The 15,168-nt window shown below is 62.0% G+C and carries 12 protein-coding genes; 7 read left to right on the forward strand and 5 right to left on the reverse strand.

The genetic code is table 11. The annotated features are described in order from the left end of the window. The first annotated feature begins 16 nt into the window (after window positions 1–16). Genes menB through HZB60_02845 form a run of 4 tightly spaced genes read left to right on the forward strand, consistent with a single transcriptional unit; the run spans window position 17 to window position 4,180 of the window. On the forward strand, window positions 17–838 hold the full coding sequence (gene menB / locus HZB60_02830) for a 1,4-dihydroxy-2-naphthoyl-CoA synthase (GenBank protein ID MBI5058701.1): 822 nt from the start codon (window positions 17–19) through the stop codon (window positions 836–838). Further along, window positions 820–1,716 (forward strand): 1,4-dihydroxy-2-naphthoate polyprenyltransferase, encoded by an 897-nt coding sequence (locus HZB60_02835; GenBank protein MBI5058702.1) that lies wholly within the window; start codon window positions 820–822, stop codon window positions 1,714–1,716. Before menB ends, HZB60_02835 begins: the two co-directional genes overlap by 19 nt. Further along, window positions 1,713–2,813, forward strand: a complete 1,101-nt coding sequence (menC, locus tag HZB60_02840) for an o-succinylbenzoate synthase (protein ID MBI5058703.1) — start codon at window positions 1,713–1,715, stop codon at window positions 2,811–2,813. The genes HZB60_02835 and menC overlap by 4 nt, the downstream gene beginning before the upstream one ends. Before the next feature lie 8 nt (window positions 2,814–2,821). Further along, the gene (locus HZB60_02845; protein ID MBI5058704.1) at window positions 2,822–4,180 is read left to right on the forward strand and encodes an acyl--CoA ligase; all 1,359 of its coding nucleotides are present in this window, start codon (window positions 2,822–2,824) and stop codon (window positions 4,178–4,180) included. A 5-nt stretch (window positions 4,181–4,185) separates the two neighbouring features. On the opposite strand, the gene HZB60_02850 is transcribed toward HZB60_02845, so the two are convergent. The 4 genes from HZB60_02850 to HZB60_02865 all read right to left on the reverse strand — a co-directional run bounded on the left by HZB60_02850 (window position 4,186) and on the right by HZB60_02865 (window position 10,196). Further along, window positions 4,186–4,614: an acyl-CoA thioesterase gene (locus HZB60_02850; GenBank protein MBI5058705.1), complete on the reverse strand. Its 429-nt coding sequence runs from the start codon at window positions 4,612–4,614 to the stop codon at window positions 4,186–4,188. An 87-nt stretch (window positions 4,615–4,701) separates the two neighbouring features. Beyond that, window positions 4,702–7,830 carry a carboxypeptidase regulatory-like domain-containing protein gene (locus tag HZB60_02855; GenBank protein ID MBI5058706.1) on the reverse strand — a complete coding sequence of 1,043 codons (3,129 nt, stop codon included), beginning with the start codon at window positions 7,828–7,830 and terminating at the stop codon, window positions 4,702–4,704. A 249-nt stretch (window positions 7,831–8,079) separates the two neighbouring features. Next, window positions 8,080–9,261 (reverse strand): glycosyltransferase, encoded by a 1,182-nt coding sequence (locus tag HZB60_02860; GenBank protein ID MBI5058707.1) that lies wholly within the window; start codon window positions 9,259–9,261, stop codon window positions 8,080–8,082. After that, on the reverse strand, window positions 9,258–10,196 hold the full coding sequence (locus HZB60_02865) for a glycosyltransferase family 2 protein (GenBank protein MBI5058708.1): 939 nt from the start codon (window positions 10,194–10,196) through the stop codon (window positions 9,258–9,260). Before HZB60_02865 ends, HZB60_02860 begins: the two co-directional genes overlap by 4 nt. A gap of 329 nt (window positions 10,197–10,525) precedes the next feature. Here HZB60_02865 and HZB60_02870 point away from each other — a divergent pair, with 329 nt between their 5' ends. The 3 genes from HZB60_02870 (at window position 10,526) to HZB60_02880 (ending at window position 14,176) form a co-directional block, all read left to right on the forward strand. Next, a complete protein-coding gene (locus HZB60_02870; GenBank protein ID MBI5058709.1) occupies window positions 10,526–12,334 on the forward strand; it encodes a response regulator in 1,809 nt (602 codons plus the stop codon). Beyond that, complete coding sequence (locus HZB60_02875; protein MBI5058710.1) at window positions 12,327–13,358, forward strand: Hpt domain-containing protein; 1,032 nt, start codon at window positions 12,327–12,329, stop codon at window positions 13,356–13,358. Before HZB60_02870 ends, HZB60_02875 begins: the two co-directional genes overlap by 8 nt. 167 nt (window positions 13,359–13,525) lie before the next feature. Further along, window positions 13,526–14,176: a hypothetical protein gene (locus HZB60_02880; protein ID MBI5058711.1), complete on the forward strand. Its 651-nt coding sequence runs from the start codon at window positions 13,526–13,528 to the stop codon at window positions 14,174–14,176. An 80-nt stretch (window positions 14,177–14,256) separates the two neighbouring features. Here HZB60_02880 and HZB60_02885 read toward each other — a convergent pair whose 3' ends face one another. Continuing rightward, window positions 14,257–15,108 carry a T9SS type A sorting domain-containing protein gene (locus HZB60_02885; GenBank protein ID MBI5058712.1) on the reverse strand — a complete coding sequence of 284 codons (852 nt, stop codon included), beginning with the start codon at window positions 15,106–15,108 and terminating at the stop codon, window positions 14,257–14,259. Window positions 15,109–15,168 lie beyond the last annotated feature (60 nt).

The raw sequence follows: 15,168 nt of genomic DNA on the forward strand, positions 1-15,168 counted from the left end.
ATTTCTCAGATCGCCCATGTCCCTCTTTCCCTGGCACTCCGCCGGCAATTATCAAGACATCCTCTATCACAAGTGGGATGGCATTGCCAAGATTACGATTAACCGGCCGGAGGTTCGCAACGCCTTCCGTCCGCGTACGCTGTTCGATATGCAGCACGCGTTTCTGGATGCGCGCGAGGATCCGCAGGTCGGCGTGATTATCCTGACCGGTTCCGGCGATCTCGCGTTTTGCTCCGGCGGCGATCAGTCCATTCGCGGCGACCAGGGCTACGTCGGCGACGACGAAGTCCCGCGCTTGAACGTACTGGATCTGCAAAAACAGATTCGCAGCTTGCCCAAGCCGGTCGTCGCGATGGTCGCGGGCTATGCGATTGGCGGCGGCCACGTGCTGCACGTGGTGTGCGATCTCACGATTGCCGCGGACAACGCACGGTTCGGCCAGACCGGTCCGCGCGTCGGTTCGTTCGATGGCGGATTCGGCGCGGGTTATCTGGCGCGGATCGTCGGCCACAAGCGGGCGAAGGAAATCTGGTTCCTCTGTCGCCAATATGATGCGCAGCAGGCGTTGGCGATGGGGCTGGTGAACACCGTGGTACCGCTGGCCGAGTTGGAATCGACCACGGTCGCATGGTGCCGCGAAATGCTCGCGCTGTCGCCGCTGGCGTTGCGCTGTCTGAAGGCGGCGTTCAACGCGGAGACCGACGGTGAAGCCGGGCTACAGGAACTCGCCGGGAATGCCACACTGCTCTATTACATGTCGGCGGAAGCGCAGGAGGGCCGCAATGCGTTCCGGGAGAAGCGTTCTCCGGATTTCTCGAAATTCAAGCGGCTGCCGTGACAAAGTTCCGCATTTGGCTGCTCGCTTCTCGGCCGAAAACGTTGCCGGCGGCGATCATGCCCGTGTTATTGGGAACGGCTTGCGCGATGCGTGGGGGTGCGATTGACGGTTGGATCTTTGCCTGTGTATTGTGCAGTGCGATGGCGATTCAAATCGGCACGAATTTCGCGAATGACTTTGCGGACTTCAAGTCCGGCGCCGATACTTCCGAACGACTGGGGCCGACGCGCGTCACGCAGGCGGGGTTGCTCTCGCCGGGCGCGGTCAAGGTGGGAGCGAATGTCGCGTTCTTGCTGGCGTTTCTTTGCGGAATTCCGTTGATGCTGAAAGGCGGCTGGCCGATTGTGGCGATTGGTCTGGCCGGCATCAGCTGCGGCTGGGCCTATACCAGCGGGCCGTATCCGCTGGGCTACAACGGTCTCGGTGAACTCGCTGTGATGCTCTTCTTTGGTTTCGCGGCGGTGATGGGGACTGCATACTTGCTGACTGGAGCGTGGAGCGCGCTCAGCGCAGTCGTGTCCGTTGTTCCGGCGTGTCATGCCGCGGCGCTACTGGCGGCAAACAATTTGCGCGACCTCGACACCGATGCAGCGGCGGGCAAACACACGCTGGCGGTACGGTTCGGTCGTACATTTGCGCGGTGGGAGTTCGCCGTTTTGTTGTTGCTTCCGTTCGCCGTTCCCCTGTATCTTGTGAGCGCGGAACCGTGCTCCGCGTGGCTGCTGCTGCCATTGCTCACGATGCCGGTAGCCCTGCGCGCCACACTGATTGCGTCGCGCGCGGGCAGCGGACTTGCCATCATTCCCGTGTTCCGCCTGACGGCCCTTCTGTTGGCGTCGTTCGGGCTGTTGTTCACGGTCGGTCTGATCGTCGCATGAGACCGCCGCGTCTGACGTGGACGAATTACGCGCTGCCCTTGCGTGAGCCGGTGCAGACGGCGCGCGGAACGATTGTCCGGCGCGACGGAGTATTGATTGCGCTGCGTGACGACGACGGGATCACCGGCATCGGTGACGCCGCCCCCGATTCCCGCTTCGGCTCCGAGACACTGGACGAGTTGCGCTCCGCGCTGGCGGGACTTCAATTTTCCGCTGCCCTCCCGCCTGCGGTTAACAAGCTTCCCGAGTGGCTGCAAGCATGCGGTGTCTCGCCCTATGTTCACCCGGCGCTCAGCTTCGCGCTGGAGTCCGCCGCGTTGGCGATGCTGTGTCAACGACTCCACACTCCGCTGCACGTGGCGTTGCGCGCCGGCGCGCCAGCGGAGGTGATGGTCAACGCGCTGATCGGCGGCGCTTCCTCGCCGCAGCGATTCGAACAGGCGGAAGCGGCACTTCGCGGCGGCTTCCACGTCCTGAAGTTCAAGTGCGGCGGTCGCGGCACGGCGGACGAAGTTGCCTGGTTGCGCAGAGTGACGGAGCGCCACCCGACCGTTGAGTGGCGCGCCGATGCCAACGGGCGGTGGTCGCTGCCGGAAGCCCTCGCGTTCTGCACGACGGCTCGCGGCTTGCCGCTCGAATACATCGAAGATCCGCTCGCGCATGCGCACCCGGAGTCGCTGGCCCTGCTGAGGCGCGAGACCGGCGTCCGCATCGCGCTGGACGAATCGTCGCGCGATGATGTCTGGCGCGCGGCGCGGATTGCCAATCGTGTGTTTCACACGTTAATCATCAAGCCCACCATCTTCGGAATCACGACGCGGGCACCGGCGCTAATCGCGAAGGCCGCAAGCGCGGGCATGCGCGTGGTCATGAGCAGTTTCTATGAATCATCGGTGGGCCTTTCGTACGTCGCTGCCGCCGCTGCCGCCCTGCCCGGTCCGACGGTCGCGCACGGGATCGGCACGGCGACGCACTTTTCCGAAGACGTGACGGAGGATCCGCTGCTTCCGGAAAGCGGAATGCTGCGGATTCCGGACGTCCGGGAACTTCCAGGCATGTTAAGATCCGCGTACCTGCGCAAACTTCAATTGAGCTGAACCCTACCATGGCGGCTGCAAACCAAACGGTTGAGGAACTGGCGCGCGCACTCAGCGCGCGCTTTCCGGTTCGTGGTTCGCGGATCGGGCTATGGGGTCGCAACTCCGCGGACTACGCGCTGGCGATCCGGGCGATCCTGCGCGCGGGACAAACAGCAGTGCCGCTCAGCACGCGATGGGATTCCACGGCGCTCGCGGCGGCGCTTGCGCGCACGGAGTTGAGCGGCATCATCGACTTCGACGAACGATGTCCAATTGCCGATACGACAGCGTGCCTGAGCCATGGCGAACTCGCTCAAGACGTTCGAACGCCGGCGGTGATCCCTGGCCACCCTGCGGCAAACGAGATCGCGGCGCTCGTCTTCACGTCCGGATCGAGCGGCGAGTTGAAAGTTGTCGCACACACGTATGGATCGCTGCTTGCGCATGCCCGTTCCGTCTGTGCGCATCTGAAATTGACGGCGTCCGACTGCTGGTTGGCCTGCTTGCCGCTGTATCACATCGGCGGTTTGGCGATTCCGCTGCGCTGCGCGGAAGTCGGAGCCGGCTGTTGCTACTGTGACTCGTCGGATCTTGACGGGATCGAGCGCCGGCTCGACAGCGGGGAGATTAGCATCGTGTCGCTCGTCCCGACGCAGCTTCAGCGAGTGCTCGACCGCCGCGCGGAGCGGCCGTTCCATCGGCGGCTTCGCGCCATTATTGTTGGCGGTGGCACGGTCTCACCGGCGCTGTTGGAGCGGTGTTCGATTGCGTATCCGACCTACGGCTTGACGGAGTCCGGCTCGATGCTCACGTGCGCGCGACCGGGCGCGGACGCGCGCGAGCGCAATAGCGCGGGTGCAGCCTTGCCGGGTGTAGAACTGCGCATCGTCAATGCGCACGGCGGGGTCCTGCCGCACGGTGAGCGTGGCGAGATTACCGCCCGTGGTCCCGGGCTTGCGCGCGGCTATTGGAAAGATCCCAACGCAACAGCCCTCGCATTTCGCGAGGGCTGGCTGTGGACCGGTGATCTCGGGCAGCTGGACGAATCCGGTTATCTGCATCTGCACGGGCGGGCGGATTTGCAGATGAAATCAGGCGGCGAGAAGATTCATCCGGCGGAGCTTGAACGCGCGTTGGAGCAGATCGCCGGCGTGCGGCAGGCGGTGGTGCTGCCCGTCGCGGATGCGGAATGGGGACAGCGGCCCGTCGCGTTTGTCGCGCTACGCCCGGGCGCGACGCGGACCGGCGAGGAATTGCGCACGGAGTTATCGCGGCTGCTGCCGGCCTGGAAGCTGCCGCTGCGGATCGAGCTCGTGGCCGCGCTGCCGCTGCTGGACAACGGCAAGGTGGACTTGTCGGCACTGCGCAATCTCCTTCGCATGTAGCCGGGTCACACTCCGTTCGGCACGAAGTGCTTGCCGAGCGCTTGCCGGAAGTCGTCGGGCAGCTCAAGCGGTCGATAGGTTTTCAGTTCGACGCAGACATGCACCGTCGCGGCTTTCGCGGCGGTTTTTTCATTGGCGGTCATGAGCGCAAACTCGACGCGATAGGAACTGCTGCCCAGCTCGGTGACGCGGGTCACGATATCCACGTCATCACCGCAGCGGAGCGGAGCGAAGAAATCTCCTTCGATGTGCGCGAGCGGCAGGCCGAACGGGCGTTCGCGAAACAGCCGCGGCAAGCCGTAACCGATGTTCTTCATCATGGCTTCATAAGCCTGATGGCAGATGCGGGTCAGGTTGGCGGAGAACAGCACGCCGGCCGCATCGGTATCGTGCAGCCCGAGGGAATAGTGGAAATGAAAGGGGACGCCGGGCATGGTAAAGGGGAAAGCTGGTGTGGCAAAGCAGACAGGCCGCGAATCGCTCGCGGCCTGTCGCCGTTTTGCACGTATGCGGTCAGCGGCTCAGCGGAGCAACATGACTTTGTTGGTGAAGACGTGTCCCTCGGATCGCAGTTGCACGATATAGAGACCGGTGCCGACATCGAGGCCGCGCGAATCGCGACCGCTCCAGGTGACGACGTGGTGACCGGCATTCAGCGAGCCATTGACCAGCATCGCGACCTCTTGTCCCAGCAGGTTGTAGATCATGAGCGAGACCAGGGCCGTCTGCGGAACATCGACGCGCAACTCGGTGGACGAGTTGAACGGATTCGGGTAGTTGTTCAAAAGCGCGAATTCGGTCGGCAGATTGACGACCGGATCGTCCCCGCTCGAAGAGACGTCGAGGGAGACCGGAATCTGGTACGGGCTGCCGGTCGCGGAGTGCGTGACGGTGATTCGCGACAGGTGCTCGCCGATGCTCAGATTCCCGGCATCAAAGATGACGGTGATTTCCACAGCTTGCGAGGCCGGCAGATTCCCTTGCGCCGGGTTTTCAGTCATCCACGCCGAGGTATCGGCCAGCGACCAGGTCAGGGGGCAATTCCCGGCATTGGTGATCGTGAAGGTGGTCGAGGATACGTCGCCGATCACGACCTGATGGCTGATGGAGGTCACGCTGAAGGCGGCGGCCGGATTCAGCATCTCGATATCGAGCGTCGTCGTGATCTCGTCTTCGATGACGACCCCGGTCGCGGCAAAGTCGCAGAAGCCGTCGCGGTGCACGGAAACCGAATAGGTGCCCGCTTCGATACTGTGGAAGGAGTAGAATCCGTTTTCGTCGGCGGTTTCAGTTTCGTCGAGTTCAACAATCGTGACGACGGCGCCGGCGACGGGCAGTTGCGATTGCAGTCCGGTCACGGTGCCTTCGAGATCACCGCGCGGACCGATGGAGCCGCCGAAGATCACCTGCCAACTGTTGATTGCGCCCTGATCGGCGCCGGCGGCATCATAGACGATGAACGTCCAGTTGCCCATAGCCGGCTGCGCATTGAATGCGGACAGGGGTTGTTCGGGCAGGAAGGTGCCCGTAAACGGCGCGACGCCCTGTGCGATCGGCGTCGTCGCTTGATCCGTGAAGATGGTCTCGATGTAGTTTTCGCCGGTACCGCCGTGCCGGTTTGAGAGCTGCACGCGCTCGCCCGCGGGGTTCTCGATCCAGAGAATCAGGTCGCCGTCGAAGGTATGCGTCAGGCTGACAATCCGCACGACGACGTATTCGAGATCGAATTCATCCGGTACCGTGATCGGCGCGTAGGACGTGTCGTTGTCCGTGATCGGCACGGGGTCGCCGGTGTAGTCATAGAGGATGACTCCCGACTGCATCTCGGCATTGACCGTAATGACGTCGCCATCGCCGACGGAGACGTTGGGCACCGATTCGCCTTCAAAGAAGACCGCACTGAAATTTACGGTGTAGGTTCCCGGCGTCACGAAGCCAAAGCGATACTGGCCCGCGGCATTCGTATGACGGGACAGGTTCGTGCCGTCGATTGTGACTTCGGCGTTGGGTATCGGCTGATCGTTTTCCGCGCTCGTTACCGTACCTTGAATCGTTCCGCCGAGGTCGGAGCCGGGCGTGATGAACAATTCCCAGGCCAGCAACTGGCCGCTGTCGGTGGCGTCGCGGTCGTCGATGGTCAGAATCCAGGTGCCGAGGGCGTCCTGCCCGTCGAGGACGGACAGCGGGGATTCCGGAATAAAGTCGCCGGTATAGGGGGCGGTGCCGTTGGCGATGGGCGTGGTTGCTTCATCGTCGAAAGCGGTATTGGTGAAGTTGTCGTTCACACCTCCGCGACGGTTGACGAGCGTAACCACGGAGCCTTCGGGCGACGTGAGCGTAACGATCAGGTCGCCGACGGACGTATGCGCGACATCGAGCACAACGTCGAGATCAGAGATATTGATCGACTGATCGATGACGATTTCCGACGTGACCACACCTTGCAACGGAATATCGACGGGCACATTGAAGGACGGGAAATTCAGGAGTCCGAGGTTCACCAATGTCAGATCGACGGTGGTATTCTGATTGGCATTGACCTGAACCCCGAAGGCGGTGTCGGACTCGAACCCGCGCTTGGTGGCATAGATGCTGTAGGTTCCGACGGGCACGAGCGGGAAGCTGAAATCACCCTGATTGTCGGTGAACGTCTGGGCGCCGGCGATTCCCGGATTAATCACCCGTGCCTGAAACAGCGGTTGGCCGCCGTCATCGCTGACGTGGCCGGAGATGGAACCGGATTCGCCGAGCGTGAACCAGATCGCGAGATCATTGACCGGCTGGATTCCGGTGGTATTGCAAACATAGTGCAGAGCGGGGCCGGTGCCGGTCGCCTGAATGCCGATGGTCATCGAGCTGTCGGTGGCGGCCAGCCAGACCAGATTCTGATACTGGAACTTCATGCGGCCGTCCGCGAACAGCAGCAGCTCGAACTTGACGGAGGTGCCGGGCGAGCAGCAGTGCCCGATGGAATCGTATTCGATGACGACGTAATCGCCGAAGTTGCGCCACGCGATGACATTGGAGCCGGAGTTGCCCTGTCCGCCGTAGTCGAGATGCAGGTCATCCCAGTAGGGGAAGATCGTCGGCCCGGCATAGAGACTGGTGGGCAGGCAGGCGTTGACGTAGGGATGGATCGCCGTGGTGAACTGGATCGTGCCATTTGTCGCGATTTGACACGTTGAGTAGCTTGCACCGTAGAACGGGAAGTCCATCGCGAAGTTGAGCGCCTGGTGGTTGTCGTCGTGACTGCCGGTCCAAGCGAGCCAGGTTGCCAACGGGTCGCCGCTGAGTTCGATCCACTCGAAGGTTGCGGTGTCCCCGCCCTGATTATCGACGAATTGATAGCCGAAGGCATCGGGGCCGCCGACATTATCGAGACCGCGGGTATCGCGCAGCGGTTCCTCAGGATAGCGGGCCGTCAGCTCTTCCAGTCGCATTTTCTCGGCAAAGCTGAGTTCCTCGCCGCGATTCATGCGGTCGAGGATCGATTCCAGCTCCTTCATTTCCTGTTTGGCAAGCGAGTTCTGCTGGTCCTGCCAGGATTTCGTGTACAGCGGGTCGGCGGCGGTTCCGGCGCTGAGCACACCGAACATCCACACGATGCCGATCAACAGAACCGCGGGCACAAGGTAACGTGCGAGTTTCAAGGCAACCTCCCGGAAATATGAGTGAATCTCGATGGTCTCAAGGCCGCGCCTCCGTGAAGTCGGAAGCCGTCCCCCGTCCTGACCTTCCTATTGCCAGAATCTACGAACCCGGCGTGAAACAAGCAATAGTGCATAGCGGATGAGATACGACGGCGGGGTACGAGCCTCAACATCGCGGGTCAGAGCAATTTTCGTGGCAACCACGGGCGGCCTCCGCAAGGCGGCCAACGACGGGAGCTTAACGGTGATTCAGCGGCGGGCAGGACTCAACGATTTGTCATAAAATTCAACATATCGTTGAGCACACGCGGCCATGCTGAACTCGTGCTCAGCGCGCTGCCTGGCGTGTTCTGCCAAGTCCGCAGCAAGTAGGTCGGACAACAGCAGTCGCTCCAGTGCTCCGGCGAGCGACACAAAATCTGGAGAAACATACATTAAGGATTCGATTTCAGGTCGAGCGACTTCGCGGCAGCCGCCGGCTGAAGTAATCACAGCGGGAAGTCCGTGCTGCATAGCCTGCAACAGGGCGAGCGAGAAGCCCTCGGACCTGGAACTGACAACGAAGATGTCCAGACCGGGCAAGAACTCCCGGTCCGGATCGGTCGCGTGCGTGAGGACGGCTCGACCGCCGACTTGAGTCTTGACGATCAGGGCTTCGAGTTCATCTCGCTGCCGCCGGTCGCCCATCACGTCTCCCCCGGCAATGCGCAGGCGAAGCCGGGGGAATCGGTCGGCCAGGAGCGCGAAGCCCCGAATCAGGATGTCAAACCCCTTCACGGGCGCGAGGTGTCCGAGCGCGCCAATCACAATCGCATCCGCTTCGACCTGCCAGCTTTGCCGGATCTCATCACGCGAGCCCGCCTCCGCGGGCGGATTCATACCGTTATGGACGACATCCATGCGAGCGGCGGGGACGCCGATCTGTTGCAACGCCTTGGCCACATAGTGGGAGTTGGCGGCGATCCGCGCGGCGGAGCGCGTGATCCAGGCGTCGCCGGCGGCGTGTCGAGCCATCAGATAGGGTCTCAACCACGGACGACCGACAGTGGCCGGACCGTAACCGAAGTTGCGCCACGAACTGTGGATCGTGCACACCCACGGCACACCGCGCGGCGAGAGGCTGCGATGACAGATCAGATTGGTGAGCGGCACGTGCGAGTGCACGAGGTCGGGCCGGAATTCCGCGACCGCCGCACTCAACGCCAGCCCCAACCGATGCCAACGTCGTCCGCGCGATTCGTGGGGTTTGCTCGCGAGTTCCGCGAGCGTCACGGGCAGGTTCCGTTGTCGCGCCACTTCGAGCGGTCGTCCGTCGGCGAACGCCAGCAGCCGGGCGTCGATTCCGCGCTCTCGCAGCGACTCCACCAAATTGATGGAGACGATTTCGGCTCCGCCGAGATGCGGTGAGCCGATCAGGTGCAGCACCTTCAACGGTTGCCCTCCGCCGGTTCACGGTAGATCTTGCGTTCGGCTCGCGCTCCGGCGATCCGCAGGCGCATGGTATCGCCTCCCGCGAACGGCAGCAGCACGCGCGCTCCGATTTCCCGGATCCAACCGGCGGCGATCATCCAGCGTCGCAGGCTGCGCAGACCGCGTTCACCGTAGTGTTTGCGAAAGTAGGCCTGCGCGCTGCGGGCATGGTAGCTCCGCGACTGCACGAAGAAGCGCGACATGGTGGTGGCCCGGTGATGCACGATCCGCGCCGACTGCACGACATGGATCTCCAACCCGGCGGCTTTGACGCGGCGGCACCAGTCCACCTCTTCGAAGAACACGAAGAACTGCGGATCAAGATCACCGACCTGCTGGCGCGCGGCGCCGCTGATCATCAGGGCGCTGCCTTCCACCTGCTCGACCGCATCGAGTGTTTCGGGCGCATGTTCACCGTAGAAATAGCGGGCGAACCACCGCGACCGCGGAAACCAGTTGGCGAGGTGCAGCTGTTCGCAGAACAGATCGAACGGCCGGGGAAAGCGGCGGGCAGCGGTGTAAAGCTTGCCGCTGCCGTCCACCATCCGTGCGCCGACGATGCCCCAGCCGGGGTGTTCGTCGAGGGCGCGGACCATCCCGGACAGCGCCCCGGCGCAGACTTCGGTGTCGGGATTCAGCAGCAACGCGTGGCGTCCCGCGGCCCGTTCCAAGCCGCGGTTACAGGCGGCGGCGAATCCAAGATTTGCTCCGGCGCGGATCAGTTGAACGGCGGTGAAATCGTGTTCGATGCGCTCGCAGCTGCCGTCACTGGAACCATTATCGATGACGATAATTTCACTCTCAACCTCGCCGGACACGCGTTCGAGCGCTCGGAGACAGCGCAGCGTGTCCTCGCCGCCGTTGAAATTGACGACAATGACGGAGAGCTCGATCATGAGGCCTCACCACGGCAAATGCTGTGGCGGAAGCCAGGGCGCAGTCGAGCCGGAACGGTCTGAGGCGCGGGGCACCGGGGTGGGTCAGAACTCATGCGGGGCAAATTACGCAATTCCGTTCACAGTCGCAAGGATGCCGCCGTGGGGATCGGTCTTGACCGGTCTTTCCCTGCGCGGGAGCCGGGAGGCGTCGGATTGGGGGGTCGGCAACGGCGTGCGGGCACTGGCAAGTTTCTTGCAAACTTTGGTGGTGAATATAGGACTATGGAGCCTGTGCGGCTGAATAAGTCCGAACAAATTGCCGATCACCGCGGGAGAGGAATTAAAAGTTGAGTACCAAGATACTGGTCTGCGAAGACGAGAAGATTTCCCACGAAGCGGTAGCCCGCGTGGTGAAGTCGCTGGGTCACGAGGTGCTGAGTGCCTGGACCGGTGCGGAGTCGATTCAGATGTGCACCGAGCATCGGCCCGATCTGGTGTTGCTGGACATGTTGTTCTCCGACACCGACGGCGTCTCGGTGTTGAAGCAAATGCGCAGCAACCCGGACACGCGCTCGATTCCGGTCATTTGCATGAGCGCGTCGTCTCCCGAGTCCACGCGGCAGCGGTTGGGCGCGATGTCGGTCTCGGGCATCATTGCCAAGCCGGTTCGTCCGGGCGAGTTGAAGGAGCTGATGGATCAGTTGCTGAACAAGCAGGAAGAGACGAAAGCCGGTGACCATTTGGTGTTGTGCATCGATGAGAGCGCGGTTCAACGCAAGGTCTTCGAGCGCTTGCTGACGGAGATGGGCATGCGCACGGTGTTCGCGACGACGATCACCGAGGCGCGGGTGTTGCTGCAGAATGTGCTGCCGCACGTCATCCTGTTTGACGTCAAGCAGAACTACCGGGAAGTGCTCGATCTGGCTCGTAAGCGCGGGGCCAACCTGCGTCGCGAGATTCCGATCATCGCCGTCATGAGCGCGATCGATCACAAGCGGTTGCAGGTGCTTTACCAGAACGGAGTGACGGACATCCTGCTCAAGCCGATCGCCTCGGGTCGCCTGCAGCATGCGGTCGAGCAGGCTCTGGTCAAGGACCAGCAGAAGTCCAAGGACTTGTCCGCGATCAAGACGGTAATGGTCATTGAGGATTTTACGATCACGGCCAAGAGTCTGGAAGCCTTGTTGAAACGTGCCGGGTACAAGCCGCTGATGGCGCGCACGGCTGAGCTGGCGTTGGGGATGATTGCGTCGCAGGTTCCCGATCTGATTTTGCTGGACTACAATCTGCCCGGGATGAACGGGGACGAGTTCATCGCCCAGCTTCGCAAACAGGACTTAGACGTGCCGTTTGCGGTGATCACCAGCTCCCGCGAGCCGTCGATTGTCTATCAATTTCGCAAGTTGGGGGCGATCAAGGTGCTGAACAAGCCGATCGACCCGGAGATGCTGGAAAGTCTGATTCAGTCGCATTTTGCGTCCGGCGCCGCCGGTGCGGAGGGCGAGTCCTCGGTGCAGGTGCTGCTGGTGATGCAGGATGCGGCGGGGGCGGAGATTCTGGGCGACGTGTTGATGAAGAACAGCATCACGCATCGTCCGATCAACAACGTGCATCAGGCGTGGGCGGAGCTCGAACACCGTCCGCGGGTCGTGGTGATTGACTCGATGCTGGACAGCATGGAGGGGATCGACTTCGTCCGGCGCATTCGGGAGTCGTTCAAGAGTTCGGTGATTCGCATCGTGGCATTGCAGGAGATGAACAGTGCGGCCTCCAAGCGGGATCTGTTCGAGGCGGGGGCCGACGAATTGGTGAGCAAACCCGTCGATCTGCCGCGATTCGTGGACACGGTCAAGCAGTGTCTGGCGCCGTCCACGGCGGGGGTTACGATTGAGGAGTTCTGCTCGGCCTTTTCGACGGAGATTGGCGGGATTCCGGGCAGCGGCGACCCCAACTTTCGCGCGCATGTCAAGCGACTGGGTCACAATCTGGCGGGCAGTGCCGGCTTGATCGATCAAGCCGAGCTCGAAGAGTTGGGTCGCGGGCTGGAGACCCAGGCGGATCAGGAAACCATCGAGAAACTGCAGGCCTCGATCACGGCGGTTCAGCGACTGCTCGCCGAACTCGCGCCGGCCGGAGGCCCCGCGAAGCGTGATTGAGCCGGACTGCCCACGCGGAGTTTTCCGCATTCCGCAGTCGCTGGATCCGGCGTTCTTGCGCGATTTTCAGGGCGAAGCGGCGGAGCGGCTGGCGCGCGCGGCGATCGCGTTGACGACGTTGGCCCGCGATCCGTCGAACGAGGACGCGCTGAACGCGACATTCCGTGCGTTTCATACGATGAAGGGGATCTCCAGCTTCCTGGGGTTGACACCGATTACGCATCTGGCGCATTTGACCGAGAGTTGTTTGTTGCGCGTGCGGGACTCCGGTGAGGTCGAGGCGGAGGAATGCGTATCGCTGGCGGCCGAGTCGCTGCAACTCATTCGTTATCTGATCACCGCGATCGGCGAATTGTCGCAGGCCGGAGCGTGGGAAGCGACGGCGGAATACAGCCGGCTGGAAGCGCGGCTCGTCGAACTTGGCGACGCTCTGAATACGAGTTCGCGGCGGCAGATTCGCGAGGCGCGGGAAGCGCGGCGGCAGCGGATCGAGCAGCTGATCGAACAGACGGAAGCGACGGTTGAGGTGCTGCGGCCGGTCGCGGTGCACGGCCTGCTGGAGCGGCTGGAGCCGCTCGTGCGCGGGTTGGCCCTGCGGCTGAACAAGCAGTTGAAGCTGACGATCAAGTCCGAGGCGATTGAAATCGATCATGCACTCGGCGCGGAACTCGGCGATGCGTTGGTCCACTTGCTGCGGAATGCGGTCGATCATGGCATTGAACCTGTCGCGGAGCGCGAGCGAAGCGGGAAGCCACCTGTGGGCACCATCGAAATCCGGGCGACGCGTCAGGCCGGTTACCTGGTGCTCGAAGTGCAGGATGACGGCTGCGGGATCGCGGCATCCGATCGTCAGCATCTCGGCGAGCCGGGCTACTCGACATCCGCGGCGGTGACGGAGATCTCCGGTCGGGGTATGGGGCTCAATGCCGTGATTTCGGCGATGGAGGCGCTGGGCGGTGCCGTGGAAGTGGAGTCCGAAGCGGGGCGTGGATTGAACGTTCGGCTGCGGCTCCCGCTCGGCTAAGTCATGAATATTAGCGACTTCGCGACGGGGCCAATGGCCCCGTTTTCACTCGTAAGCATCGCGAACTGCCGCCTCAATGGTGGATTGTGGTCTATCGCTTGCATGTGAACCCCAAATCGGCTAACTTTTCGACTCAGGCTGTTCCCTATCGGTTTAACCAATTCCCCATGAAACCTATTCTGATTCTTGCTCTGATGCTGAGCATAGTGGCCGTTTCGTGCGTTCCCAAGCGACCCGAGGCAAAAGACACGAAGATGCCGGAGATGCCGGCGGGTGTTCCGAATCCCCACGCCACGCCGAACCCACACGGTGCGGACGCGGACGCGGCGGCAGGCGGCGGTGGTGTCGATATCGCGGCGATGTTGGGGGCGCTTCCGGAAGGCTGGAAGTCCGAGCCGCCAGCCTCGAACATGCGGCTCGGTCAGGTCGTGATTCCGACGGTCGCCGGTGATCAGGGCCGGGCGGAGATCGCCATTTTCCATTTCCCCGGCTCGGGCGGTTCGTCGTCGGCGAATATCCAGCGGTGGCAGGGCCAGATGACCGGCCCCAAGGGCGAACCGGGCGCGTCGGTGGCGAAGACGGATACGTTGAAGCTGCCGAAGTTCACGGTGATCACCACGGACGTGACCGGCACACTGTTGGCCAGCACGATGGGTACCGGTCCGAGCAGCGACGTCGCGAATTCGCGGATGATTGCGTCAGTAATCGAGACTCCGGCGGGCAATTGGTTTGTGAAGGCGACGGGTCCGATCAAGACGATTGCCGCGGCGGAGCCGAAGTTCCGTGAGTGGGTGAAGAACGCGAAGTTGAAGGGGTAGCGTTGAGGGATAGAAAAACGAAGCGGCGAGTCCGGTTGGGCTCGCCGCTTTTGTATCCCAAGACCTGCGCGGCAAACCACCTACTCCACCTTCCGGAGCATAATCACACCGCTTCTGTACGAGCCGTCTGCGCGGAAGAAGTAGCTTCCGGCGGGGACGTTGTTCAGTGAGACCTTTGACCGCGCGTCCGCGAAACCGGAGGCGATTTCTCGCCCCAGGATATCGTAGATGCGAAATCGTGTTCGCGGACCATCATAAACAAACGAATCCACGAACGGGTTCGGGTAAACGGTGATTCGCGCAATGGGTGATGTCGGTCGTGGCTCCGGCGCAGCATCCAACGCCTGCGTGGTCCAATACAGCGTCGACGACAAAACGAAATGCGTGTCGTTCGATAACGTCGGTGAAATGGCCATGATCAAATCACGACAGGTGGGATAGTCGCGGTTCAGAATATACCGGAAGTACGTGTCGAGGTTAAGGTAGGTTCGGTGGACGGCGGTGTCGCCGTACCGCAGCGTATCGTATGTGTAGTAATGTCCCCAATGAGTATTGGGAAAGTAAGAGAACTGCAAAGTGTCCGTCGAATCATGTGGAAAGAAATCCATGCTGATGCCGGTCTGACCTCCCGACGGATCATACGAAAGATTGACGGCCGCAACAGTCACGTAGAGACAGTCACAGGCGGCAACGGTGGTCGGCAAGTGGAAAGAAACGAACTTCCACTGATGCGACCACACCGTGTAGCCGGAATCGATAACCGTGTACACTGTATCTGCCGCGGTGGTATCCAGCGGCGTGTAAGGGATGCCCGGCCCGGTGTCGAAGACCAACGTATAGAGCGGCTCGGCGGATACCTCGACTTCAACGGCGAAGGCCGACCCCCATAGCGTCAACGCCGATAGTAGGCCGTAAGCGTATCGCCGCGCCATGTGACATAGCCCTCATAACGGATAAGTACCATGTTGCTGCAATAGACAAAGTACGGTTGG

The organism is candidate division KSB1 bacterium, from assembly GCA_016214895.1.
In the GTDB taxonomy this organism is placed as follows: Bacteria; Electryoneota; RPQS01; order RPQS01; family RPQS01; genus JACRMR01.

Coding starts and splice junctions, on each gene's coding strand:
- HZB60_02865 (MBI5058708.1), bottom strand. CDS start 10,196: ATGATCGAGCTCTCCGTCATTGTCGTCAATTTCAACGGCGGCGAGGAC.
- HZB60_02850 (MBI5058705.1), bottom strand. CDS start 4,614: ATGCCCGGCGTCCCCTTTCATTTCCACTATTCCCTCGGGCTGCACGAT.
- HZB60_02885 (MBI5058712.1), bottom strand. CDS start 15,108: ATGGCGCGGCGATACGCTTACGGCCTACTATCGGCGTTGACGCTATGG.
- menB (MBI5058701.1), top strand. CDS start 17: ATGTCCCTCTTTCCCTGGCACTCCGCCGGCAATTATCAAGACATCCTC.
- HZB60_02845 (MBI5058704.1), top strand. CDS start 2,822: ATGGCGGCTGCAAACCAAACGGTTGAGGAACTGGCGCGCGCACTCAGC.
- menC (MBI5058703.1), top strand. CDS start 1,713: ATGAGACCGCCGCGTCTGACGTGGACGAATTACGCGCTGCCCTTGCGT.
- HZB60_02880 (MBI5058711.1), top strand. CDS start 13,526: ATGAAACCTATTCTGATTCTTGCTCTGATGCTGAGCATAGTGGCCGTT.